The sequence below is a fragment of the Labrys methylaminiphilus subsp. lupini genome (genome assembly GCF_051161885.1).
Classification (GTDB): Bacteria; Pseudomonadota; Alphaproteobacteria; order Rhizobiales; family Labraceae; genus Labrys.
Genome location: NZ_JBMDIH010000001.1, coordinates 743,152 through 764,465 on the forward strand (window position 1 = coordinate 743,152; position 21,314 = coordinate 764,465).

The 21,314-nt window shown below is 63.6% G+C and carries 25 protein-coding genes and 1 pseudogene; 11 read left to right on the forward strand and 15 right to left on the reverse strand.

All coding sequences use genetic code 11. From position 1 onward, the window contains the following. The 3 genes from ACN6KF_RS03360 to ACN6KF_RS03370 all read left to right on the forward strand — a co-directional run bounded on the left by ACN6KF_RS03360 (position 1) and on the right by ACN6KF_RS03370 (position 2,526). Complete coding sequence (locus tag ACN6KF_RS03360; RefSeq protein ID WP_434955472.1) at positions 1 to 606, forward strand: NAD(P)H-dependent oxidoreductase; 606 nt, start codon at positions 1 to 3, stop codon at positions 604 to 606. Positions 607 to 620: 14 nt separating this feature from the next. Next, entirely contained in the window at positions 621 to 1,346 is a 726-nt protein-coding gene (locus ACN6KF_RS03365; protein ID WP_434955473.1) for a 3-keto-5-aminohexanoate cleavage protein, read from the forward strand. A gap of 124 nt (positions 1,347 to 1,470) precedes the next feature. Continuing rightward, positions 1,471 to 2,526 (forward strand): D-alanyl-D-alanine carboxypeptidase family protein, encoded by a 1,056-nt coding sequence (locus ACN6KF_RS03370; RefSeq protein ID WP_434955474.1) that lies wholly within the window; start codon positions 1,471 to 1,473, stop codon positions 2,524 to 2,526. Between the two features lie 11 nt (positions 2,527 to 2,537). Here the strand turns inward: ACN6KF_RS03370 and ACN6KF_RS03375 are convergent, their stop codons facing one another. Both ACN6KF_RS03375 and ACN6KF_RS03380 read right to left on the reverse strand, forming a co-directional pair. Continuing rightward, positions 2,538 to 2,765: a hypothetical protein gene (locus tag ACN6KF_RS03375; protein WP_434955475.1), complete on the reverse strand. Its 228-nt coding sequence runs from the start codon at positions 2,763 to 2,765 to the stop codon at positions 2,538 to 2,540. A 150-nt stretch (positions 2,766 to 2,915) separates the two neighbouring features. Beyond that, entirely contained in the window at positions 2,916 to 3,545 is a 630-nt protein-coding gene (locus ACN6KF_RS03380; protein WP_434955476.1) for an SOS response-associated peptidase, read from the reverse strand. A gap of 50 nt (positions 3,546 to 3,595) precedes the next feature. Here ACN6KF_RS03380 and ACN6KF_RS03385 point away from each other — a divergent pair, with 50 nt between their 5' ends. The 4 genes from ACN6KF_RS03385 to ACN6KF_RS03400 all read left to right on the forward strand — a co-directional run bounded on the left by ACN6KF_RS03385 (position 3,596) and on the right by ACN6KF_RS03400 (position 5,561). Then, entirely contained in the window at positions 3,596 to 4,030 is a 435-nt protein-coding gene (locus ACN6KF_RS03385) for an NUDIX hydrolase (RefSeq protein ID WP_434955477.1), read from the forward strand. Next, the gene (locus tag ACN6KF_RS03390; protein ID WP_434955478.1) at positions 4,027 to 4,452 is read left to right on the forward strand and encodes a TIGR02301 family protein; all 426 of its coding nucleotides are present in this window, start codon (positions 4,027 to 4,029) and stop codon (positions 4,450 to 4,452) included. The genes ACN6KF_RS03385 and ACN6KF_RS03390 overlap by 4 nt, the downstream gene beginning before the upstream one ends. An 86-nt stretch (positions 4,453 to 4,538) precedes the next feature. Next, the gene (locus ACN6KF_RS03395) at positions 4,539 to 4,799 is read left to right on the forward strand and encodes a hypothetical protein (RefSeq protein WP_068284643.1); all 261 of its coding nucleotides are present in this window, start codon (positions 4,539 to 4,541) and stop codon (positions 4,797 to 4,799) included. Positions 4,800 to 4,922: 123 nt separating this feature from the next. Further along, the gene (locus ACN6KF_RS03400; RefSeq protein WP_434955479.1) at positions 4,923 to 5,561 is read left to right on the forward strand and encodes a hypothetical protein; all 639 of its coding nucleotides are present in this window, start codon (positions 4,923 to 4,925) and stop codon (positions 5,559 to 5,561) included. Between the two features lie 102 nt (positions 5,562 to 5,663). Here the strand turns inward: ACN6KF_RS03400 and ACN6KF_RS03405 are convergent. The 5 genes and pseudogenes from ACN6KF_RS03405 to ACN6KF_RS03425 form a co-directional block, all read right to left on the reverse strand. Continuing rightward, positions 5,664 to 5,969: pseudogene (locus ACN6KF_RS03405) on the reverse strand (helix-turn-helix domain-containing protein); the annotation flags it as partial. Continuing rightward, a complete protein-coding gene (locus ACN6KF_RS03410) occupies positions 5,969 to 6,358 on the reverse strand; it encodes a DUF6597 domain-containing transcriptional factor (RefSeq protein ID WP_434955480.1) in 390 nt (129 codons plus the stop codon). The pseudogene ACN6KF_RS03405 and the gene ACN6KF_RS03410, both read right to left, overlap by 1 nt. Positions 6,359 to 6,445: 87 nt before the next feature. Next, positions 6,446 to 7,381 carry a histone deacetylase family protein gene (locus tag ACN6KF_RS03415; protein WP_434955481.1) on the reverse strand — a complete coding sequence of 312 codons (936 nt, stop codon included), beginning with the start codon at positions 7,379 to 7,381 and terminating at the stop codon, positions 6,446 to 6,448. Between the two features lie 22 nt (positions 7,382 to 7,403). Further along, a complete protein-coding gene (locus tag ACN6KF_RS03420) occupies positions 7,404 to 8,267 on the reverse strand; it encodes an SDR family oxidoreductase (RefSeq protein WP_434955482.1) in 864 nt (287 codons plus the stop codon). A gap of 13 nt (positions 8,268 to 8,280) precedes the next feature. After that, positions 8,281 to 10,047 (reverse strand): acyl-CoA dehydrogenase family protein, encoded by a 1,767-nt coding sequence (locus ACN6KF_RS03425; RefSeq protein WP_434955483.1) that lies wholly within the window; start codon positions 10,045 to 10,047, stop codon positions 8,281 to 8,283. Positions 10,048 to 10,153: 106 nt separating this feature from the next. Between ACN6KF_RS03425 and ACN6KF_RS03430 the strand changes: the two genes are divergently transcribed. Further along, the gene (locus ACN6KF_RS03430; RefSeq protein ID WP_434955484.1) at positions 10,154 to 11,125 is read left to right on the forward strand and encodes an L-threonylcarbamoyladenylate synthase; all 972 of its coding nucleotides are present in this window, start codon (positions 10,154 to 10,156) and stop codon (positions 11,123 to 11,125) included. A 719-nt stretch (positions 11,126 to 11,844) separates the two neighbouring features. Then, positions 11,845 to 12,909 carry a sulfotransferase family protein gene (locus tag ACN6KF_RS03435; protein WP_434955485.1) on the forward strand — a complete coding sequence of 355 codons (1,065 nt, stop codon included), beginning with the start codon at positions 11,845 to 11,847 and terminating at the stop codon, positions 12,907 to 12,909. A 235-nt stretch (positions 12,910 to 13,144) separates the two neighbouring features. Here the strand turns inward: ACN6KF_RS03435 and ald are convergent, their stop codons facing one another. Beyond that, complete coding sequence (gene ald, locus ACN6KF_RS03440; RefSeq protein ID WP_434955486.1) at positions 13,145 to 14,263, reverse strand: alanine dehydrogenase; 1,119 nt, start codon at positions 14,261 to 14,263, stop codon at positions 13,145 to 13,147. A gap of 159 nt (positions 14,264 to 14,422) precedes the next feature. Between ald and ACN6KF_RS03445 the strand changes: the two genes are divergently transcribed. Beyond that, the gene (locus ACN6KF_RS03445; RefSeq protein WP_434955487.1) at positions 14,423 to 14,896 is read left to right on the forward strand and encodes an Lrp/AsnC family transcriptional regulator; all 474 of its coding nucleotides are present in this window, start codon (positions 14,423 to 14,425) and stop codon (positions 14,894 to 14,896) included. A 19-nt stretch (positions 14,897 to 14,915) separates the two neighbouring features. Here ACN6KF_RS03445 and ribB read toward each other — a convergent pair whose 3' ends face one another. The 6 genes from ribB to ACN6KF_RS03475 all read right to left on the reverse strand — a co-directional run bounded on the left by ribB (position 14,916) and on the right by ACN6KF_RS03475 (position 20,052). Beyond that, the gene (gene ribB / locus ACN6KF_RS03450) at positions 14,916 to 16,211 is read right to left on the reverse strand and encodes a 3,4-dihydroxy-2-butanone-4-phosphate synthase (RefSeq protein ID WP_434955488.1); all 1,296 of its coding nucleotides are present in this window, start codon (positions 16,209 to 16,211) and stop codon (positions 14,916 to 14,918) included. A gap of 79 nt (positions 16,212 to 16,290) precedes the next feature. After that, a complete protein-coding gene (locus tag ACN6KF_RS03455; protein WP_434955489.1) occupies positions 16,291 to 16,641 on the reverse strand; it encodes an anti-sigma factor in 351 nt (116 codons plus the stop codon). Continuing rightward, positions 16,638 to 17,084: a sigma factor-like helix-turn-helix DNA-binding protein gene (locus ACN6KF_RS03460; RefSeq protein WP_434955490.1), complete on the reverse strand. Its 447-nt coding sequence runs from the start codon at positions 17,082 to 17,084 to the stop codon at positions 16,638 to 16,640. Before ACN6KF_RS03460 ends, ACN6KF_RS03455 begins: the two co-directional genes overlap by 4 nt. A 144-nt stretch (positions 17,085 to 17,228) precedes the next feature. Next, on the reverse strand, positions 17,229 to 18,209 hold the full coding sequence (locus tag ACN6KF_RS03465) for a nickel/cobalt transporter (RefSeq protein ID WP_434955491.1): 981 nt from the start codon (positions 18,207 to 18,209) through the stop codon (positions 17,229 to 17,231). Next, a complete protein-coding gene (locus tag ACN6KF_RS03470; RefSeq protein WP_434955492.1) occupies positions 18,206 to 18,853 on the reverse strand; it encodes a DUF1007 family protein in 648 nt (215 codons plus the stop codon). The genes ACN6KF_RS03465 and ACN6KF_RS03470 overlap by 4 nt, the downstream gene beginning before the upstream one ends. Before the next feature lie 185 nt (positions 18,854 to 19,038). Then, complete coding sequence (locus ACN6KF_RS03475) at positions 19,039 to 20,052, reverse strand: zinc-binding alcohol dehydrogenase family protein (protein WP_434955493.1); 1,014 nt, start codon at positions 20,050 to 20,052, stop codon at positions 19,039 to 19,041. A gap of 103 nt (positions 20,053 to 20,155) precedes the next feature. Here ACN6KF_RS03475 and ACN6KF_RS03480 point away from each other — a divergent pair, with 103 nt between their 5' ends. Continuing rightward, positions 20,156 to 20,530: a winged helix-turn-helix transcriptional regulator gene (locus tag ACN6KF_RS03480; protein WP_434955494.1), complete on the forward strand. Its 375-nt coding sequence runs from the start codon at positions 20,156 to 20,158 to the stop codon at positions 20,528 to 20,530. 22 nt (positions 20,531 to 20,552) lie between these two features. On the opposite strand, the gene ACN6KF_RS03485 is transcribed toward ACN6KF_RS03480, so the two are convergent. Further along, a complete protein-coding gene (locus tag ACN6KF_RS03485) occupies positions 20,553 to 21,251 on the reverse strand; it encodes a DUF1045 domain-containing protein (RefSeq protein WP_434955495.1) in 699 nt (232 codons plus the stop codon). Between the last annotated feature and the right edge of the window lie 63 nt (positions 21,252 to 21,314).

A 21,314-nucleotide genomic window follows, 5' to 3' on the forward strand; every position in this document is an offset into this window, starting at 1 on the left:
ATGCGAGCGATGGTCGTCATCGGCCATCCCGTGCCAGCGAGTTTCAACCATGCATTGGCCGAGGTCGTGCGAAGGACCTGGCGGGAAGCCGGCTGCGATGTTGCCTATCACGACCTGGCCGCCGAGGGCTTCGACCCACTCCTGACCACCGAGGAGGCTCGCGGCCGTCCGAGCGAGAATACCCTGGTGCAGGCCCATATCGCCGAGCTGCAGTCCTGCGATCTCCTCGCGGTCATCCATCCCAATTGCTGGGGCGCGCCGCCGGCGATCATGAAGGGCTGGATCGACCGGGTCTTCGCGCCCGGTGCCGCCTATACCTTCGCCAAGGGGGACGATCGAGGTGACGTGCCGCAGGGGCTCCTGCGGGCCTGTGCCGCGCTGGTGCTCAACACCGGCAATACGCCTTCGGATCGAGAGCAGGCCGTTTTCGGCGATCCGCTCGATCGCATGTGGCGGGAGGGCATTTTGCGCTATTGTGGCGTGCACCATGTTCTGCGTGCGCTCTATGGCGTGGTCGCCACCAGCACTGCGGCGGATCGGGCCGACTGGCTTGCGGATGCGGAGGCTTTGGCGCTGCGGGCGCGGGATCTCGCCGCGCAGATATGATCAGGGAGAGGACGATGCTGCAAGCTTGCCTGAACGGCAGCAGGAGCCGCGATTTCCACCCGGCGCTGGCCTGCACGCCGGCTGAACTGGCGTACGATGCCAAGGCGGCCATCGGCGCCGGTGCCGAGGAGCTGCATGTCCACCCCCGACGGCAGGACGGCGAGCAGAGCCTGGAGCCGGCCGATGTTGGCGCAGCCCTGGAAGCGATCCGTGCGAGCGTGCCGGGCGTGCCGGTCGGCATCTCGACCCTGTGGACCATTCCGCCGACTGGCCGGGCGCGCCAGGCACCGATGCGCGAATGGCGGACCCTGCCGGATTATGTTTCCGTCAATCTCAGTGAGGAGGATGCGCCGGAGATCATGGCGCTGATGATCCAGCGCCGCATCGGCATCGAAGCGGGGTTGGCCACGGTCGCCGACGCCTTGCGTCTGGTGGCGCTGCCTTCCGCCGAGCGCTGCCTGCGTGTGCTCATCGAGATCGAGGAACAGGAAACGGCGGCGGGACTGCATGTCGCCCACGAGATTCTCGCGGTCCTCAACCACGCCAATCTCAGCCTGCCGATCCAGTTGCACGGTAGCGACCGGACCCAGTGGTCGATGCATGACGAAGCTGTCCGCCTGGGTCTCGACCGCCGCATCGGCCTGGAGGATGGCGCTGACCTGCCAGATGGGACCAGAGCCGCCGACAATGCTGAACTGCTGCGTACGGCAGTGGTGCTTGCCGGGCGGGCGAGCGGCTGACCGCCAGGCCGTTCGCTCTAGCGCCGATCGGTTGTCGTGAATGTCGCAAAAAGGTCGGAAGCGGACGTCATAGAAACGATTGATTGATTGGGCCGCCTGGGCGGTCGAAAGGGATATGGATAGAATGTTTTGGAAGAGTCTCGGCTGCTTGGCGCTCGTTTTGGCGCTTCACGGCCCTGCGCGTGCCGCGGATGCGACGCCCATTCTCGTCGTCGATGTCGCGGCTGGACAGGTGCTCTATGCCGAAGAGGCAGGGCGTCCCTGGTTTCCAGCTTCGACGACCAAGTTGATGACGGCCTTCGTCACTTTTGAGGCCATTCGCGCCGGGCGTGTTTCGATGCAGACGCCAGTGGTGCTTTCCACCCATGCGATGAGCCAGAAATTCCTCGACTCCGGCCTGCACGTCGGAAGCACCATGACGATGGAGGATGCTCTGTTCGCCATGATATCCGGCTCGACCAACGACATCGCCATGGCGATTGCCGAGACGGTTGCCGGATCGGAAGAGGCGTTCGTCAAGGCGATGAACGATGCCGCAAGGCGATTGGGTATGACGGGAAGCCGGTTTACCAATCCGAACGGATTGTTCGATCGCCGGCAAAAGGCGACGGCGCGCGACATGGCGCTGCTGGGCATAGCCATTGACAGGGAGTTTCCGCAATACCGGCACTTCTTCGAGACATCGGCTGTCGTCATCGATGGAAAGACCGTTGAATCGCACAACGAATTGCTCACCCGCTTTGACGGCGCCAGAGGCCTGAAAACCGGTTATCTCTGCGCGGCGGGCAACAATGTGGTCGCTCTCGCCGAGAGGGGCGGGAGGCAGGTCATGGTGGTCGTGATGGGCGCGACGACCGAGCGCGAACGCAACGAGCGGGCAGCAATGTATCTAACCCAGGCGTTTGCCGGCGAGCTTTCGCCCGGCAACAAAGCACTCTCCGCCCTTACCAACGACACCAAGCGCGGTCCCCCGGACATGCGGGCAAAACAATGCGGCGAGCAAACGCGAGACTATGAGCGAATGCGCGATGCTGCCTATCCGATGGGGCTGCCCGGGCAGATCAGTTATCTCGCGCAGGCTGAGGCCGCCAAGAAAGTACATCAGATCACGACTTGGCTGACCCCCAGCGCCCCCAAGCCGGAAAAAACGTCGACCACCGTCAAGCCGAAGCGTGGATGACGCGGCAAGGTTCAGTCCTCGTCGGCGGCGGCCGGTCGCGTCACGCAACCGCGCTGGCGATGCACGCCGCTGCCGCGGGCATCGGGCGCTTCGATGTTGGCGCCAACGCTGCGCGAGCAGTAGGTCGATCCCCGCTCATCGGCGCTGTAGGTCGCACTGCCGACGCTGACACCGGCACTGCAACCGGCAAGGGCCGCTGCGGCTGCAAGCGCGAGGGCTGCGGATAGGATCTTCATCATCGTCTTTCCCTCCAGAGATCGAATCTCGTCGAACAGGAAACCGTCCTTTCTCACAAGATTTCGCTAAGAATTTGAACGCGCGCCATTTCCGGCTTTGGGGTGACAACGGTCATGCGAACTCGAAGACGCTTAAGTGAACTGCATGGGGGATCAGAGGCCGCGATTCAAATCCGGTGCGACTGGCGCCAGTTCGAGCATGTCGGCAGCGGGGGGCCGCAGCAGGACGGCTGCTTCGCCAGGCTTTGTCAGCGGATCGAGCCAGAAGGCCATGGCGTCGGGCTCGATCAGCACGGGACTGCGTTCGCCGACTGCCGCGAGCATGCCGCTGGCATCGGTGGTGAGAAGGCCGACCGTGTCGATCTCACTGCCGTCACAGCCCGACCAGGTCTCCCAGATCGCCGCCAGGGCCATGAGGCCGCCATCGGGCCGGTGCAGCAGATAGGGCCGTTTCGTGCGTCCCTGTTTCTGCCATTGGTAAAAGCCATCTGCCGGTATCAGGCAACGCCGCCGCGCAAAGGCGTTGCGGAAAGAGGGCTTCTCCTGCACCGTCTCAGAGCGGATGTTGATCAGCAGCGGATAGCCTGCCGTATCCTTGATGAAGGCCGGAATGAAGCCCCACCGCATCAAGGTGAAATGCCGTGCCGAAAAGTCGGCATGCACCACGGCAGCGGGCTGGCTCGGTGCAATATTGGTGCGCGGCGGGAAATCCGGTTCCTCGACATAGCCGAACCAGTCCCGCACCTGTCGTGGCGAATGGGTGAGCGCGAAACGGCCGGTCATGATTTTCGAATGAGGTTGCGGGGCAGGGCGCTGCCGCCAATAGTGGCGCCATGACGGAAGCACCGCGATCCTATCCCGCCCGACCGATTCTTGCAGCCAGCATCGCTCTCTTCCGCAATGGCAGAATATTGCTGGGTGAGCGGGCGCGAGCGCCGGGCCGGGGCCTGTTCTCGCTGCCGGGCGGTGTGGTGGAGTTGGGTGAAAACCTCGAAGCGGCGGTACGGCGGGAAGTCCGCGAAGAGACCGGGCTGGAGATCGAGATCACCGGCTTCGTCCGCCATCACGAAGTGATCGCCCGCGACGACGCGGGGGCCGTGCAGCGCCATTTCGTGGTGGCGGTCTTCGTGGGGCGCTCGGTGTGGGGTGAACCGCAGCTCAGCGAGGAAACCCTGAGCTTTCGCTGGGCCGACCCTCTCACTCTCGACGGCCTGCCGCTGACCGACGGGTTGGCCGATATCGTAGCGGCGGCCAGGAGGATGCTGTGAGCGGCCGCCGCCTTCTGCCTGCCGCCCTGCTGGTTTTGGCGGGAGCCCTCTCTCCTGGTTCGGCACAGACCCCGCCGCCCAAGCCGGTGCAACCGTCAACTGTGCCGGCGACTCCCCAGATCGCACCCTATGAACCGCAATTGCTGCGGCTCGCGGAGTTGATGGGGGCCTTGCATTATCTGCGCGGTCTGTGTGGTTTTGCCGATGCGGGGGCCTGGCGGGACAAGATGAATGCCCTGGCCGAAGCCCAGGGTTTCGACGAGGCCGCCAAGGCACGCTTCGCGGGAGCCTTCAATCGCGGCTATCGTAGTTTCAGCGAGAGCTACCGCAGCTGCAACGAGGCAGCCGGCAAGGTGATCGACCTCTATCTGGAAGAGAGCAGCACCATCATCAAGACGCTGGAAGCGCGCTACGGGCGTTAACGATTAATTGGGAAGTGTCTATTCCTGGGACACCGGCGTGCTATGGTCCGGCTCGCCCGCAGCCATCGCCGCGGCAGGATTTTGTCATGTATGATCGCGTTACCCATCTGAAACAGCAATTCGCCGCAGACGATGCCCGGCGGGCAGCGCTCGACTATCTGCTGCAGGCCTGGGAAGAAGCCATTCTCGATGGCATCGACGGCGATTGCGTGGCCAATGCGGCTCTTTTTGCAGCCTTCAAGGAATTGGTCGCGACCTATGGCGAGGAACCCGTCGCGCGCTTTGCCGAGCGCCTGCCCGAGCGGGTGCGCAATGGCGAGTTCACGGTCAAGGGAACCCATCAATAGAATGTGAGCCGCTGTATGCAGGCAGACTGGGCCGTCCGGGAAGGCTCGCAATCGCGCGTGGCTGTGGTTAGGCTGGCTGCGAGCGAATGCCGTGATTCGCCTGATCCCGGATTGATGCCGACCATGCGCCGAATTGTCCTTGCCGTTTCCGCTGTCGTCCTGCTCGGCACCGTGCCGTCACAGGCGGCCAACGACGCGACCAAGAATGCGCCGGGCAAGTCTCCGCCCGTGACCACAGAGGCCCCCACCGTGACGGTCACGCCGCCGGCGAGCGACGACAGCGACAGTGGGCAGGTGGCACCTCAGGTCTTCTATGGCGACGCCGACCTGCCGGCACCGGTGAAGGAATTGCGGCAGAAACTGCTGACGGCGATCAAGACGGGCGAACTGGAATCGCTGCGCCCTATCTTTGCCGCCAATGGCGGCAATCCCGACCTGCCCGGCGGCGAGAGCGACGATCCGATCGCGACGCTCAAGCTGCTGGCCGGCGACCCGAAGGGCCGGGAAATTCTCGCCATCATGGATGACGTGCTCGAGGCAGGCTATGTCCATGTCGACGTCGGCACGCCGCAGGAAGCCTATGTCTGGCCCTATTTCGCGCGCTATCCCCTCAACAAGCTGACCGGCCCGCAGATGGTCGAGCTGTTCCGCCTGATCACCGCCGGAGATTTCCAGGACATGCAGGACAAGGGGGTCTATTCCTTCTATCGCCTCGGCATCAGCCCCCAGGGCAAGTGGCAGTTCTTCGAGGACGGCGACTGACCTTCCTTCGTGCGGCCGATGATTGACCGTCTGGGTCAGGCCGCCGGCGGCGCCTGCATCTGACGCAGGAATTCGCTTGCGCTCATGCCGCAGAGTTGCCCGGACCTCCCGGCTCAGATGGGCCTGGTCGGCATAGCCAGCTGCGGCAGCAAGATCCGCGAGACCCTCGTGGCGAGATGTGCCCGCCAACCGAGCGAAATGCTGGAAGCGCAATATGCGTCCCAGGGTCTTGGGGCCATAACCGAAGAGATGGTGGCTCCGACGCCGGAGTGTGCGCTCGCTGGTCCCCAGTTTGCTGAGGATCGGTCGTAAGGCGGCGCCTTCTTCCCTGGACGATTGTTGCAGAGTCCGGAAGATCAGCGCCGCATCAGGCGCTTGAACCGAATGCTGCCGAGCAAAGGGAACCATCAGGTCTTGCAGCAATGCGCTCTGCTGCGAAAGAGGCGCCGCCTGCAGGCAATCGATGCCGGCTGTGCGCGCCGCGCCCAGACATCGTACATGTCGACGGCGAGACCGACGATCTCGTCCATCGACAGGCCGAGCCAGGCGGCTGCCACCCCTGGCTGGAAGCGCAGGCCGATGATCGTCTCGCAAGCCGCCAGTCGTGGTCGGGCGGCGACGATATCGGGGCCGACCGCAAGGAGGCGGCCCTCACGCCAGATCAGGTCCACGCAACCATCGGGGACGACCGCGATCTCCGTGGTGGCATGATCGGCGATCCGGTGGGTCCAGGCGCAGCGGAAGTGCCGGTGCAAAGCAAGGATCGGCGGATGTTCGAGATATCGGCCTGATCGCATGGCAAGGATGGGAATCGGCGTCAGGTTCGGCCCTCCCATCCGCGTTGGAATGCGCGCCCGACCGAAGCCGGTGGATCAGGGCAGGCCCTAAGCCTGCATCAACGTGGCGACATGCACGGCGCTGGAGCGGGCGAGGGCGGTGAGATCATAGCCGCCTTCGAGCACGGAGACGATACGCCCGCCTGCCGTCCTTGCTGCGAGGTCGATCAACACGGAGGTCGCCCAGGCATAATCCTCCTCGACGAAATTGAGGCCGCCGAGCGGATCGCGCTCATGGGCATCGAAACCGGCCGAAATCAGGATCAGATCCGGCGCGAATTCCTGCAGACGCGGCAGGATCACGCTTTGCATGGCCTCGCGGAACTCGCTGCCGCCTTGCCCGGGCCTGAGGGGCGCGTTGACGATGGTCCCGGCCTCGCCGGTTTCGTTGGGCGCGCCGGTGCCCGGATAGAGCGGCATCTGATGGGTGGAGGCATAGAGCACGCTGGGATCGTTCCAGAAGATCGCCTGGGTGCCATTGCCGTGATGCACATCGAAATCCATGATCGCCACCCGCTCGGCGCCATGCACCTTCTGGGCGTGGCGGGCAGCGATGGCGACATTGTTGAAGAGGCAAAAGCCCATCGCCCGTTGCGGTTCGGCATGATGGCCAGGCGGGCGTGAGGCACTGAAGGCGTTCTGGGCCTTGCCGGTCATGACATGGTCGACCGCCAGCACCGCACCGCCGGCTCCGCGCAGGGCCGCTTCGAAACTGCCCGATGACATCGAGGTGTCGCCGTCGAGCTGCGCCAACCCCTCATCGTCATGCGGGCTCAGGCGCTGTAAGGTTTCGACATAGGTGCGCGGATGGCAGGCCTCGATCATTTCGATCGAAGCCTCCGGCGCCTGGATCCGCTCCAGCGCGTCGAACATCGGACTGGCCAGCACCGCCTCTACCGCCAGGATACGGTCGACCCGTTCGGGATGCCCCCGCGGCGTCTCGTGGCGGGCGTAGGCCGGGTGCGTCACCAACAGCGTCGTCATGCCGGAGCTGTCCTATTGTATTTCAATGCATGGCCTCGCCGATAACCACGCCGGGGGGCGGCACGGAATCGTCGGGCACGAAGAAGTCGGGCGCCAGGGTTTCGCCCGGAACCGCGTGATAAGCCTCGAAATCGGTGACCCCCTCGCCGGAGAGGAAGGTATCGTCGATCAGGAAGTTGCCGGAGAAGCTGACCGGCTTGTTGAAGATGCGATAAGCGGCATCGGCCAGGATATCGGGCTTGCGCGAGCGGCGCATCAGAGCTTCGCCGCCGAGAATGTTCTTGATCGCGGCGGTGGCGATGGTGGTGCGGGGCCACAAGGCGTTCACACCGATGCGTCCGCGCGTCTCGCCGGCGAGGCCGAGCACCACCAGGCTCATGCCGAACTTCGCCATGGAATAGGCGGTGTGGGGAGCGAACCACTTTTCCTTCATGTCGAGCGGCGGCGACAGCATCAGGATATGCGGCTGCTGCGCCTTTTCGAGATAGGGCAGCGCCGTCTTCGAGACCAGGAAGGTGCCGCGCGCGTTGATCTGATGCATCAGATCGAAACGCTTCATCTCGGTGTCAACAGTCTTGCTCATCTGAATGGCGGAGGCATTGTTGACCACGATGTCCACACCGCCGAACTGGGCCGCCGTCTTGGCGAAGGCTTCCTTGACGCTATCCTCGTCGCGCACGTCGACCACCAGGGGCAGGGCCTTGCCACCCGCCTTCTCGATCGCCTCGGCAGCCGTGTAGATCGTGCCTTCCAGCTTCGGATGGGGGGTCTCCGTCTTGGCCGCGATGGCGATGTTGGCGCCATCCCTGGCTGCTCTCAGCGCGATGGCGAGCCCAATGCCACGCGAGGCGCCAGTGATGAACAAGGTTTTGTTGGCAAGGGACATTCAGGGGATCCTGTCAGAGAACGGTTTCGAGTCCGGCGGCAACGTAGCCGCTTACCGCGCTTTCCGCGAGCCCCTCGGCCTGCGGCGAAATCTGCGTGGCGTAGAAATGCGCGGTGTCGATGCGCAGGCGATTGGCGGGCTCGCCAGGATCGATGGCAGCCGCGGCCAGCGCTTCCTTCGCCACCACGCCGCCGCCGGCGGCGATGGCGAACACGCGCAGATAGGGCGTGGCCCCCGCCAGGATGTCCTCGGGGCGCTCGCGGGGCGCCAGCATATAGGCCGTGGCGCGCTCGAGCGCGTCGACGGAGCGTCCCAGGAGCGGCGCGAGGGCCGCAAAGCGCTCGCTGGCCGCAACGGTCGCGACGGTCTCCCGCAACTCGGCGATGAAGCCACCGATCACATCGCCCCCTTCGAGCGGCAGCTTGCGGGTGACGAGGTCGATCGCCTGGATGCCGTTGGTTCCCTCATAGATCGCGGCGATGCGGGCATCGCGAAAATGCTGGGCGGCGCCCGTCTCCTCGATATAGCCCATGCCGCCATGGATCTGGACGCCGAGCGAGGCGACTTCGTTGCCGATATCGGTGGAGAAGGCCTTGGCCACGGGCGTGAGCAAGGCGGCACGGTTGGAGGCTTGTCTGCGCCTGTCGACATTGGTCTCGTGATGGGAACGATCGATCGCCACCGCGAGCAGGTAGGAGATGCCGCGGGCAGCCACGGTGTTCGCCCGCATCTCCAGGAGCATGCGCCGGATGTCGGGATGCTCGATGATCGGGCTCATGTCGCCATTCCGCCAGAGCGCGCTCTTGCCCTGGCGCCGCTCGCGCGCATAGGCGAGCGCGTGCTGATAGGCGCGTTCGGCGATGGCGACCCCCTGTAGGCCGACGGCGAGGCGGGCATTGTTCATCATGGTGAACATGCAGGCCAGGCCCTTGTGTTCCTCGCCGATGAGATAGCCGATGGCACCGCCTTCGTCACCGAACACCATCACGCAGGTCGGCGAGCCGTGAATGCCGAGCTTGTGCTCGATACTGGAGCAGAAGGCATCGTTGCGGCGGCCCGGATTACCCTCGGCGTCGGTGAGATATTTCGGCACCAGGAACAACGAGATGCCGCGCGTGCCCGCGGGCGCATCGGGCAGCCTGGCGAGTACCAGATGCACAATATTGGGCGTCAGGTCGTGATCGCCATAGGTGATGAAGATCTTCTGCCCGAAGATGCGGTAGCTGCCGTCGTCGTGTCGTTCGGCGCGACTGCGCAGGGCGGCGAGGTCGGAGCCCGCCTGCGGTTCTGTCAGGTTCATCGTGCCCGTCCACTCGCCGCTGACCAGCTTGGCGAGATAGGTCTCACGCAGCTCCGGCGTGGCGTGGGTGGCGAGAGCCTCGACCGCGCCCATGGTGAGCACCGGTCCGATGCCGAAAGCCATCGAGGCCGAGTTCCACATTTCCAGGCAGGCGGCGTTGAGCAGCAGAGGCAAGCCTTGACCGCCGAACTCCACCGGTCCCGCCAAGCTGTTCCAGCCGCCGCCGCTCCAGTCGGCATAGGCCTCTCGCCAGCCCGGGGGGGTCACGACGCCCTGCTGTTCGAGCCGGGCGCCGACCCGGTCGCCCTCGCGGTTGAGCGGGGCGATGCGATCGGTCGCGAAACGGCCTGCTTCCTCCAGGATAGTGTCGACCAGATCCGGCGTGGCATCGGGGAACAGCCCCTCGCTCTGCAAAGCGTCGACATCAGCGACATGACGAAGAGAAAAGGCAATATCGGCGACAGGCGCTTGATAGGTCATTGTTGGCTCTTGAACTCCATTGCGCACCTTCGACCTTGACGGAATGCGTGGCTGCGGGCAATGGCGCATCACGCATCGATCAACAGAAGAGCGGACGGCGGCCCTGATGACATATCGAAACACTTTGCATCTTGGGGCCGACCCGTCTTCCCTCGCGACGGCCGGACGTATCCTGGCGGAGGGCGGGCTGGTCTCCTTTCCCACCGAAACGGTATACGGCCTGGGCGCCGATGCCACCAATGGCCGAGCAGTCGCCGGTATTTACGAGGCGAAGGGCCGTCCACGCTTCAACCCGCTGATTGCCCATCTGGCTTCGTTCGAACTCGCTCGTGGCCAGGGTGTCTTCTCGCCAGCCGCCGAACGACTGGCCCGAGCCTTCTGGCCGGGGCCGCTGACGCTGGTCGTGCCGAAGGCGCCGACCTGCACGGTCAGCGAGATCGCCACCGCAGGGCTCGACAGCGTCGCCTTGCGCGTGCCCGATCATCCCGTGGCCCATGCCGTTCTCGAGGCTGTCGGCCGGCCTGTCGCTGCGCCCTCGGCCAATCGCTCTGGTCATGTCAGCGCCACCACCGCCGCCCATGTCGCCGCCGATCTCGACGGGCGCATCGATGCCATCGTGGATGGCGGCGGCACCAAGGTCGGTGTCGAATCGACTATCCTGTCCTGCCTCGGCGATCGCGTGGCGATGCTGCGGCCCGGCGGCTTGTCACGCGACATGATCGAAGACGTGCTCGGCTTTGCCCTCGCCGAGGGTCCTGAGGGCGCAGGTGACGAGCCGGTGGCCCCCGGCATGCTGGCGTCCCATTACGCGCCTCGGGCCCATGTCAGGCTCGATGCCGAGAATGCCGAACCCGACGAAGCCTGGCTGGGGTTCGGGCCGGGTGGTGGCGAGCAGGCCCGCGTCTCTGCCAATCTCAGTCCGAGCGGCGACCTTACCGAAGCCGCCGCCAATCTGTTCGGCATGCTGCGCCTGCTCGACCGGGCTGACATTCATGCCATTGCCATCGCCCCCATTCCCGGTGACGGATTGGGCGAGGCCATACGCGACAGGCTCGCCCGCGCCGCCGCCGAGCGCTAGAGCGTTTTCCAGAAAAGTTGATAGACTTTTCGATTAAGAAAACGCGCCGAAACAAAGAGTTAGAGAAAATGACGCTTCGAAGGAAGTCATTCTGCACTAGGGGGATGGCCCGCATCGTAAGCAGTGCGGTTGGCTCGACAGGCGCCGCTATCGACGCCCGGCCCGGCGGCATCCCTGCACCGGATTGTGTCTCCGGCTATTCCGACGCGCCGATTCCTCCGCCGAGCTTCACCGCTTCATTCCTTCATTGGAGCGTACCTTTCAGGAGTGGAGAGCGAAGTTACGGTGTCTCGGGATAAATTCTTGTTGATCGGATAGGGCACGGCCGAGCCGTCGGGGCCCTCAGCGGCTTCCGATTTTGACCCGGCCTCACGTCTTCACTCGGCCTTCATGGCATCGGGCCTGGCGTGATCCGCTCAGGACCAATTTTATAATGTTTCCAAAACGATGGGTGTCCCGGCGCTGTCATGCCAGCGGGAAAGCTGCGTGAGCGCAGATTGGTTCACCGAGCCTGGAACTTTGGACAAGCGGGGACGTTGTCTTGCTGCCGGTTCGCTACGGCCGGTGCGGCTCTGTGGAAAAAATGAGAATAGCCTAAGGTTGAACCGACAGAAAAATTATGTTCCCTATTGCATGACGCTGGGTAGTTACTGGGGGGTGACTGAGTAGCAAGACAATCTCCAATCATCGGGATCGATTGTTCGAGCGAAGGAGACGCGATGTCGCATCATGTTCTTGTGGCCTGTATGCCTAAGTCAGCTTCGACATTCATAACCAGCGCCATAGCAAACGCGGTCAGTCTTAATTTAATCAATTTGATTCCAAGTTACGGACGCCGCGAGCAGGAACTTTGTGAAATCTGCCTGGCCCAAAACGCCGAGCTTGACTACGTCGCCCAGCACCACATCAAGCACAGCACCTGGACCGAAGAGCTGTGCCGCGATTATGACGTCTCCATCATTGTCCTGATCCGCAGCCTTTTCGATGTCGTGGTCAGCATCCGGGACCACGTCCATCGCGAAAGCCCGGTCAGCCCTGTCTTCTATCTCGACAAACAGCATCTTGGCCGGGACCGTGCCGAGCTCGAGCATATGATCGCGATGCTGGCGATCCCCTGGTACATCAATTTCTATATGGGCTGGCGCAGTTCGAAGGTCGCGCGGATCTTCATGTATGAGGATTTCATTGCCGATCCGGACAAGGCGATAGGCGAGATGCTGGCCTTTGCCAGCATCCCCGCAAGTACCGCGCAAATTGCTGCCGGTCTGGAGGCAGCAAGATCCAAGGGCAGCCGTATCAATGTCGGCAAGGCCGGTCGTGGCATGGACCTCAAACCGGAGACGGTCGCGATGATCATGGATATGGTGGACGCCTATCCTGAAATTCAGGATGACCCCTATGTCCGGATGATGAAAACCCAGGCGGGGAGTATCTTGGCTACGGGAACAGACGAAGTTGCAGCGCCGCTTCCTGCTACCGGCAAGCCGATGGTTCGTCCTTCTTTCGCGATGCGGGCAAGGCGTTATTACAGGCGCAAGGCGAGGTTGCTCGGCAAAAGACGTAACCCGCTCATGGCGACAGGGTTGCTGGCCATCGCCGCCCTCTATTATGCTTTCCTGAACAATCTCATCCCGAATTCGCTGAGTGGGGGGCGCGCCGATGACCTCATCGTGCCGGCCGCGCTGGTTTTCGTCGCCGCCCGATTGTTGACGGCAACCAAGATCAAGGCGGTGCCGGTGCCGTTCAGGGGGGACGGTGTGGCGACACCGGCGTCCTCGCGCTGATGCTAAAGCGTTTTGCGATTTGACGCAGTTACCCAGAATCGCAAAGACGCGTCAAAGCAAAGAGCTAGAGCAAACAAGCGTTTCCGACTAACGCGCTTTTGCTCTAGCCGGAACAACGCCAAACCGATGGTATCGTCGTCGATGCCTTCGATTTCGATCGAGTCCGCTCGATGCCGGCGCAGCCAAGACGCGCACCGGGAGCCACCTTTCAATGCCTCCCGGTACTGGGCCGCGCTCAAGCGCCGACGAGGCTCTCGGCGCTGACATAGGCCAGGTCATGCGCTTCCGCCACCGGGCGGCAGGTGATCTTGCCATCCACCACGTTGAGGCCGTTGCGCAGATGCACGTCGTCGCGCAGTGCCTGCTTCCAGCCCTTGTCGGCCAGCGCGACGGCGAAGGGCAGGGTGACGTTGTTGAGCGCGAAGGTCGAGGTGCGGGCCACGGCGCCCGGCATGTTGGCGACGCAGTAATGCACCACGCCGTCGACGACATAGGTCGGGTGGGAATGCGTGGTCGCCTTCGAGGTTTCGATGCAACCGCCCTGGTCGATCGCCACGTCGACGATGACGGCGCCGGGCTTCATGCTGCGCACCATGTCGCGGCTGACCAGCTTTGGCGCGGCAGCGCCGGGAACCAGCACGGTTCCGATCAGCAGATCGGCGCGCTTCACCAGTTCCTCGATGGCCGAGCGGGTCGAGAATACGGTGGAGATCGAAGTGCCGAACTGGGCGGCAAGCCGCTTGAGGGCTTCGGCCGAGCGGTCGACCACGGTGACCTTGGCACCCATGCCTACGGCGATGGTTGCCGCATGCGTGCCCGAGACGCCGCCGCCGAGAATGACGACCTCGGCTGCCGGAACGCCGGGTACGCCGCCAAGCAGGATGCCGCGTCCACCCTGGGCCTTCTCCAGGCTGTGGGCGCCGACCTGGGGCGCCAGGCGACCGGCGACTTCGGACATCGGCGTCAACAGAGGCAGGGCGCCGGAGGCCGACGTCACGGTCTCATAGGCGATGCAGACGGCGCCGGAGGCAACGAGATCATGCGTCTGCTCCGCATCGGGAGCCAGATGCAGATAGGTGAACAGGATCTGGCCCTGGCGCAGCTTTTTGCGCTCAATCGCCAGTGGTTCCTTCACTTTGACGACCATGTCCGCCTTGGCGAAAATGATATCGGGATTGTCGACGATTTCGGCACCGGCACCGACATAGTCGGCATCCGAGAGGCCGGCGCCGACGCCGGCATTGGTCTCCACCCAGACCTCGTGGCCGTGATGCACCAGTTCCGCAACGGAAGAGGGGATCAGGCCGACGCGAAATTCATTGTCCTTGATTTCCTTGGGAACGCCGATCAGCATTGTTTTTGCCTTGTATGGTGATGAGGCCGGCCCTTGTCGTCGGACCTAGTCTAGAGCGGCATGATGGCGTGGAAATCGCGCAATTTCCCGCTGAAAACTCTGGCGTTTGAGCGGTTCTGTCGCATAGTATGCGACAAAATGATCCATTGATCGCCATTTATGCCGAAATCCGAGATCTCACTCGACATCCGCGACCGCGCCATTCTCAGGCTGCTGCAGGCCGATGGCCGCCTCACCAATGTCGACCTTGCCGAAAAGGTCAATCTGTCCCCTTCAGCCTGCCTGCGGCGGGTCAAGCTTCTGGAGGAGCGCGGGCTGATCTCGCGCTATGTCATGCTGCTGGATGAGAAGGAGGCCGGCTTGCCCGGAGTCGCCTTCGTGCTCGTTACGCTGGATCAGCAGGGGCGCGGCGCGCTCGATGCCTTCGAGGCGGCTATCCAGTGCCATCCGGAGGTGACGGAGTGCTGCCTGCTGGCCGGTGCCGCCGATTACATGGTGCGGGTGGCCTATGCCGATGCCGCCGATTTCGAGCGCATCCACACCGAGATCCTGACCCAGCTTCCCGGCGTGGTGCGGGTTCAGTCCACGCTGGCCTTGCGCAGCGTCAAGAAGACGACTGCGCTGCCGGTGTGAAGGTGTGATGTGACGGTCTTCAGACCGTCTCCGTGCCCTTGATCTCGATGCCGAAGCCGCTGAGGCCGATATAGGTGCGTGGCTTGGTCGAAAGCAGCCTGATCGAAGAGACGTCGAGGTCGCGCAGGATCTGGGCGCCGAGCCCGACCTCACGCCACTGTTCGCTGCGCAGGGCTTCCGAACCGTGTTCCGAGCCGTGGGTCACCATGGGCACGCCGGCGGTGCCGTCACGCAGATAGACGATCACGCCCCGGCCAGCTTCCTTGAACTTGGCGAGGGAGGCACCGAGCATCTTGGCGCCGCCGAACACATCTGTCACCACATCGGCGCGGTGCAGGCGGGTCGGTACATTCTCACCATCGCCGATCTTGCCGTAGACGAAGGCCAATTGCTGCACCTCGTCATAGGGCGTGGTGTAGGCATAGGCGGTGAGCGGCCCGATCTCGCTTTCCACGGTAAAGGTCGCTACGCGCTCCACCAGCTTTTCGCGGGCCTGGCGGAAGGCGATGAGGTCGGCGATCGAGACCATATGCAGGCCATGGGTCTCGGCGAAGGCCACGACCTCGGGTCCGCGCTTGACCGTGCCGTCATCATTGGCGAGCTCGCAGATCGCAGCGACCTGGGGCAGGCCGGCGAGCTTGCACAGGTCGGTGGCCGCCTCGGTATGGCCGGAGCGCATCAGCACTCCGCCTTCCTTGGAAATCAGCGGGAAGATATGGCCGGGGCGGACGAAATCGCTGGCGCCCATATTGGAGTTGGCGAGCGCGCGCACCGTATTGGCGCGCTGCTCGGCCGAGATGCCGGTGGTCAGGCCATGCTTGACGTCGACCGTGACGGTGAAGGCCGTGCCGAGCGGGGCGTCGTTCTGCGACACCATGGGGTCGAGGCGCAGGCGCTTGGCCTCTTCCAGCGTCAGGGGGGCGCAGACGATGCCGCAGCAATGGCGGATGATGAAGGCCATCTTTTCGGTGGTGAGATGGCTGGCGGCGATGATCAGGTCGCCCTCGTTCTCGCGGTCGTCGTCGTCGACCACCACCACGATCTCGCCGCGGGCGAAAGCCTCGAGGGCGGCCTGAATCTTCTGATGGGACACGACAGTCTCCTTGAGGTGCTCACGAACCGGGGCGAGGCCCAGAAAGTCATTGGGAGTGACGCTGCCGCCGGTTGCTTCGGCAATGCGTCCGGCGGTCTCGCGGGAAATCCACGCCGTTTCGTCATTGCACAGGGCGGTGATGCTCGCAGGCGACAGTCCCACCGTCCTGGCGAAGGTGCTGCGGGGCGTTGTGGTCTGTTTGAGCCAAGCGTCGAGTTTCATGGAGCCAAGGTAGGCACGGAGGAATTTAATTTCAACCGAAATGTTGGATGAATTTCAGTATTACTGAAAGGTAGGAGAATCAGATCCCGATCAAAGCCCTCAAGGTCGGCATGGCGAGGTCGAGCGCCAGGCCAACGGCGACACCGGCCGCAAAAATGCCGATATAAGTCCAAAGCGTGCTGTCGCGATGCCAGGCAACAGGCTTGTCGTTACGCAGTTTCAGCATCATCGAAAGGGGCAGGGGCTCGCGCGCGATGGGCGCGAGGGCGGCATGCAAGGCCTCGCTCTGGCGCTGCCAGGTCGCGGCGCGCTCGCTGCCCTGGGAATCGGATTCCAGTGCCTCGCGCGTTTCACGCTCCACCCGTGCGGAGAGCCGGCCATCGACCAGGGCATTGAAGATCCGGTCGGGAATACGGGTGGGCTCGGTCATTTCACGATCCGCAGCACGGCGTGGCGCTGGCCGTCCACCTGGCGCGAGAAAGCCTCGCGAGCTCGGGTGAGGCGAGCGATGAAGGCTTCTTCGCGCACCGCCAGCACGGCGGCAGCCGTCTCATAATCGAGCCCTTCGATGATGATCAGCGACAGGACCTCGCGGTCGGCCAGGGGCAGGCGGTCGAAAGCGCGAAGGATGTCGGGATGGCTGGAGCAGGCAGCCTTCATCGGCGGGCGTTGAGCCTTGAGCTGGTTTTCCCGGTCGTCGAGGTCGCGGCGGCGGGCAATCAGCGCCGTGAGCAGGCGGGGATAATCGAGACGCTTGCCCTCATGCGCGGACAGGATCTCGAGGACCAGGGCATCTGCCCCATCGGAATCATGGCTGAGCGCCCGGGCAAAGCGCCTCAGGCGCTGGACGACGGCTTCAATCTGCTGGCCCATCGGTCGATCCTCCGGCCGCCTCCGGCTGGCCGCTTCTCCCTGCGGATTGAGCCGGAAAGTCGAGCTGGGCGCACGCTTCGGTGCGCCCTCAGCCATCATACTGCGCGGCTTTTGGGGGGCCAAGTATTTTGGCGACGGCAAGAGCTATGCGGAGGGTAAATTTATCACGCCGGCAAGCAGGATGAGCCCGAGTGCGAACACCATGAAGGCAAGACCCATTTCGAGCGTGCGCACCGTGATGGCGGCGGCAAAGCTTTGCGGGGCGGCAAAGCGGACGGCAAGGCTCTTGGCCATCACCGCGACCGTGGCGATGGCGGCGATGGTGACGGCAGTGCCGAGGCCCATGGCGAAAGTCGCGATGATGCCCGAGCCGTAGATTCCCTGCCGCCAGGCGAACACCAGCACGATGATGGCGCCCGTGCAGGGCCTGAGGCCGGCGGCGAGGATCGCCCGCATGTTGTTGCGTTTGGCGGTGTCGCTGTCGGTCGGCAAGGCAAGATGGCCGCAATTGGCGTCGTGGACATGGATGCTGGCGCCGGGCAGGCCGAAACGGGCGGCGATCAGGCCCCACAGAGCGCGGCCCTTGCGCCAGAACAGCCAGGCACCGACTGCCATCACCATGAAGTTGGAGAGCCGCTCCAGCATCAGGGTGGAGGCATCCATGGTCTGGGCGGTGACGTTGAGGATGGCCGCCAGCACCGACACCATGGCGATGGCGGACAGCGCCTGCACCAGTGCGAAGGCGCAGGAGAGGGCGATGCCGCGCTTCACCGCCTCGTCATTGGCGAACAGATAGGAGGAGATGACCGCCTTGCCGTGCCCGGGGCCGGCAGCATGGAAGACGCCATAGCCGAAGCTGAGGGTGATCAGCGCGAGGCTGGCGGTGCCGTTCTGCTTGGATTCCTTCAGAGCATCGACGAGCAATTGATAGTAGCGGGCGGTTTCGCTGAGGATCCAGGCCAGGAAGGGACTGGCGGGGCCGGTGATCGATTGCTCCGGCCGGCTGATGCCGAAGGGCGTGCTCTTCTGGGCGAGCGCTTCGCCAGCCGCCAGCAGAAGCAGGAACAGGACCGCCGGCGCCCCCTGTGCGACCCGCCTGGCAAAGCGGCCGATACCCGTTGTCACGGGCAGTTCACCTGGATGTTGTTGGCGAATTTGGCACCGAAATCCTTGTTCTGGTCCAGCGCGCTGAAATAGGCCTCGTCGAGCTGCAAAGCGGCGGCCTTCTGGTCGTCGCTGGGTGGCTTGGGCCTGATGACGTTGAGCGCACAGCCCTCCGGGGGGCCATCGAGCTTGGCCGGGTTCTCGTCCTGCAGGGTGAAGGCGACATAATAGGTCGGATCGTAGATCTGGATCGCCAGCGCCTTCTGCCCCTGTGTCTGCGGAGAGGAGAGGGGCAGGAAGAAATGCAGGGTCAAGACGCCGTTGGCATAGTCGAGATAAGGGTCGGTCGGATCCTTGAACAGGAGCTCCTTGCCACCGAGTTTGGCAAAGGTGAAATAGCCGAAATCCTTGAGGTTCTCGACATTGGTCTGAGCCAAGGGGGCGAGGGTCTCGCGCGTGTAGCTGCCGTCCTTGCCTTGCTGCAGTCCCTGCGTGGCATAGGAGGAGAAGGCTTCGTCGAAGGTCCAGTGCTGCTTGACGCCGGTTACCCGCCCCTTGTCGTCGTAAACGATCTCGCTGGCTGAATCGACGAAGACATGTGGATGGGCCGCAGCCCGTCCAATGAGGCAGCCAAACAGCATAGTGGCGAGAAGAAGCGAGCGCATGAACGATCCGGATTGCAGCGGGCAGGAGCAGTAGCGATTCACCACCCGGCCGGTTGTAACCTGCCGAGTGGGGCGGAAGGATGGCGCCGCTCATGCCCAGCCTTTGGCGTTTGCTTGAGAGCGCCTGCGCTCCATAGCAAAATCCTGGTTCTGGAACCGTTAAGTTGACTTAATGGTCGCCGCTCTCAGAAGCCCTCCAGCACGATCTTACCCTTGGCGCGTCCGCTTTCGATCAGGGCGTGGGCCTGTTTCAAATTCTCGGCATTGATCGGGCTAAGCACCTGGCTGAGCGTCGTGCGGATCTTGCCTTTGTCGATCAATCCGGCGACCTCGTTCAGCAATTTTCCCTGCTCGTCCATGTCGGGTGTCTGAAAGATCGGACGGGTGAACATCAATTCCCAGTGGATCGAGGCCGCCTTGCGTTTGAAACCCATGATATCGAGCCCCTCCGGATCGTCGATGAGGCCGAACCGGCCCTGGGGCGCGATCAGTTCGACGATCTCGCCGAGATGGCGGTGGGTCTCGGTGGTGGAAAAGACGAAGGCGGGGGCGCCGATGCCGAGTGCCGCGATCTGTCCGGCGATCGGCTTGCCGTGATCGACGACGTGATGGGCTCCGAGTTCACGCACCCAGCCCTGCGTTTCGGGGCGGGAGGCGGTGGCGATGACCGTCACCTCGGTCAGTGCGCGCGCGAGCTGGATGGCGATCGAGCCGACCCCGCCGGCGCCGCCGACGATCACGATGGCATTGGCCGCTCCGGGCACAGGACGGCGAATATCGAGCCGGTCGAACAGCATCTCCCAGGCCGTGATGGCTGTCAGCGGCAGGGCTGCGGCTTCGGCATCCGAGAGAACTTTCGGCTTGTGGCCCACGATGCGCTCGTCGACCAGATGGAACTGGCTGTTGGCACCGGGCCGGGTGATCGAGCCGGCATAGAACACCTCGTCGCCGGGCTTGAAGGCGGTTACCGCTTCGCCGACCTCCACCACCCGGCCAACGGCATCCCAGCCCAGAACCTTCCATTCGCCCGCATCCGGCGAAGCCCTGCGCCGAACCTTGGTATCGACCGGATTGACGGAGATTGCCGCGACCTCGACCAGAAGGTCGTGGCCAGTTGCCTTGGGGCGGGGCAACTCGATGTCCTCGAGCGCTTTCGCAGCGTCGATGGCGCCCGCCGTCCTGTATCCGATCGCTTTCATGGCTTGTTCCTCATCGCTGATTGATATGAGCGAAATCTGTGCCTATGATCAATGATCGTCAATATGCACAAAAAACGCCTATAGTATCAAAAAGGATACTGTCATGGCCAAAGCGCGCCATTCCCGCTTCGATTGCACGCCGGGCTGTTCGGTCGAGGCCGCCATCGCCCTGATCGACGGCAAGTGGAAATCGATCATCCTGTTCCATCTGCTCTCGGGCACGCTGCGCTTCAGCGAGATCCGCCGCCATATCGCGAATGTCACGCCGCGCATGCTGACCAACCAATTACGCGAGCTGGAAGAAGATGCGCTGATCGAGCGCAAGGTCTATGCGCAGGTGCCGCCCAAGGTGGAATACAGTCTCTCGCCGCTCGGCCGCAGCATGGAACCGGTCCTGCTGGCGCTGAAGGCGTGGGGCGATGCCAATATCGGCCTTTATGGCAAGCCGCATGCCGTCGAAAAGGCGGACGCGGCCTGATTCCGTCGCCGGAAAACTCCGCTTAGAGCATGGCGATGTCGATGACCTGGAAACGCCCGCCATCCTCTTGGCGGAACAGGCCAAGGCGATCGATGCGCAGTCGAGGGGCGACCTCGAGCTCCTTTGCCCGGAGATCCAGGTGTTCGCCGATGGCCGGGGCGTTCTCGATGGCCCCCGACAGTGTCATATGGAAGCGGAATTCCTCCAGCACATGGGGGTAGCCATGGGCATGGAGATAGCCGCGCTGGCGCTCGCTCAGGCGGTCTGGATTTCGGCGGGCGATTTCGGCGGGGGTCAGCGGCGCGCGCAGCCTGTCGAAATGCCTGACGATGCCGCCCTCGAGTTCGGCCAATTCACCCGGCGGCTCTGCCGGGACCATGGCGAGAAAGGCGCGGCCATCGCGCGAGGAAGGGATCGGCCTGATGACCCAGGCACCGAGATCGACCGGCCGCTGGGTCCTTGCGAAGGCGATGAAGTCCGATGCAAGAGCCGCCTCGTCCCAGCCGTCGGCGACGCGGAAAGGGGCTTTCAAGGTGGCGTGGAAGCCATAGAGCCGGGGATCGGCAGTCATCTCATGCCAGGCGGAAGCGGTTGTAGCGGCAGGGTGCCATTGGGGCACGTCCTGCCCAGTGAAGGCATCGTAACCCAGGACTTCGCTGCCGAAGCGCCAGAGCGCCGTGTCCGCAGCGGGCACATAATAGATCGCGTAACGTGTCGCCATTCTCAAACGTCCATGACCATTCCCGAGCAAAGCACGTCCATGATTGAGCGCTTGTTTGCTCCA

Coding starts and splice junctions, on each gene's coding strand:
- ACN6KF_RS03360 (WP_434955472.1), top strand. CDS start 1: ATGCGAGCGATGGTCGTCATCGGCCATCCCGTGCCAGCGAGTTTCAAC.
- ACN6KF_RS03365 (WP_434955473.1), top strand. CDS start 621: ATGCTGCAAGCTTGCCTGAACGGCAGCAGGAGCCGCGATTTCCACCCG.
- ACN6KF_RS03370 (WP_434955474.1), top strand. CDS start 1,471: ATGTTTTGGAAGAGTCTCGGCTGCTTGGCGCTCGTTTTGGCGCTTCAC.
- ACN6KF_RS03375 (WP_434955475.1), bottom strand. CDS start 2,765: ATGATGAAGATCCTATCCGCAGCCCTCGCGCTTGCAGCCGCAGCGGCC.
- ACN6KF_RS03380 (WP_434955476.1), bottom strand. CDS start 3,545: ATGACCGGCCGTTTCGCGCTCACCCATTCGCCACGACAGGTGCGGGAC.
- ACN6KF_RS03385 (WP_434955477.1), top strand. CDS start 3,596: ATGACGGAAGCACCGCGATCCTATCCCGCCCGACCGATTCTTGCAGCC.
- ACN6KF_RS03395 (WP_068284643.1), top strand. CDS start 4,539: ATGTATGATCGCGTTACCCATCTGAAACAGCAATTCGCCGCAGACGAT.
- ACN6KF_RS03400 (WP_434955479.1), top strand. CDS start 4,923: ATGCGCCGAATTGTCCTTGCCGTTTCCGCTGTCGTCCTGCTCGGCACC.
- ACN6KF_RS03410 (WP_434955480.1), bottom strand. CDS start 6,358: ATGCGATCAGGCCGATATCTCGAACATCCGCCGATCCTTGCTTTGCAC.
- ACN6KF_RS03415 (WP_434955481.1), bottom strand. CDS start 7,381: ATGACGACGCTGTTGGTGACGCACCCGGCCTACGCCCGCCACGAGACG.
- ACN6KF_RS03420 (WP_434955482.1), bottom strand. CDS start 8,267: ATGTCCCTTGCCAACAAAACCTTGTTCATCACTGGCGCCTCGCGTGGC.
- ACN6KF_RS03425 (WP_434955483.1), bottom strand. CDS start 10,047: ATGACCTATCAAGCGCCTGTCGCCGATATTGCCTTTTCTCTTCGTCAT.
- ACN6KF_RS03430 (WP_434955484.1), top strand. CDS start 10,154: ATGACATATCGAAACACTTTGCATCTTGGGGCCGACCCGTCTTCCCTC.
- ACN6KF_RS03435 (WP_434955485.1), top strand. CDS start 11,845: ATGTCGCATCATGTTCTTGTGGCCTGTATGCCTAAGTCAGCTTCGACA.
- ald (WP_434955486.1), bottom strand. CDS start 14,263: ATGCTGATCGGCGTTCCCAAGGAAATCAAGGACAATGAATTTCGCGTC.
- ACN6KF_RS03445 (WP_434955487.1), top strand. CDS start 14,423: ATGCCGAAATCCGAGATCTCACTCGACATCCGCGACCGCGCCATTCTC.
- ribB (WP_434955488.1), bottom strand. CDS start 16,211: ATGAAACTCGACGCTTGGCTCAAACAGACCACAACGCCCCGCAGCACC.
- ACN6KF_RS03455 (WP_434955489.1), bottom strand. CDS start 16,641: ATGACCGAGCCCACCCGTATTCCCGACCGGATCTTCAATGCCCTGGTC.
- ACN6KF_RS03460 (WP_434955490.1), bottom strand. CDS start 17,084: ATGGGCCAGCAGATTGAAGCCGTCGTCCAGCGCCTGAGGCGCTTTGCC.
- ACN6KF_RS03470 (WP_434955492.1), bottom strand. CDS start 18,853: ATGCGCTCGCTTCTTCTCGCCACTATGCTGTTTGGCTGCCTCATTGGA.
- ACN6KF_RS03475 (WP_434955493.1), bottom strand. CDS start 20,052: ATGAAAGCGATCGGATACAGGACGGCGGGCGCCATCGACGCTGCGAAA.
- ACN6KF_RS03480 (WP_434955494.1), top strand. CDS start 20,156: ATGGCCAAAGCGCGCCATTCCCGCTTCGATTGCACGCCGGGCTGTTCG.
- ACN6KF_RS03485 (WP_434955495.1), bottom strand. CDS start 21,251: ATGGCGACACGTTACGCGATCTATTATGTGCCCGCTGCGGACACGGCG.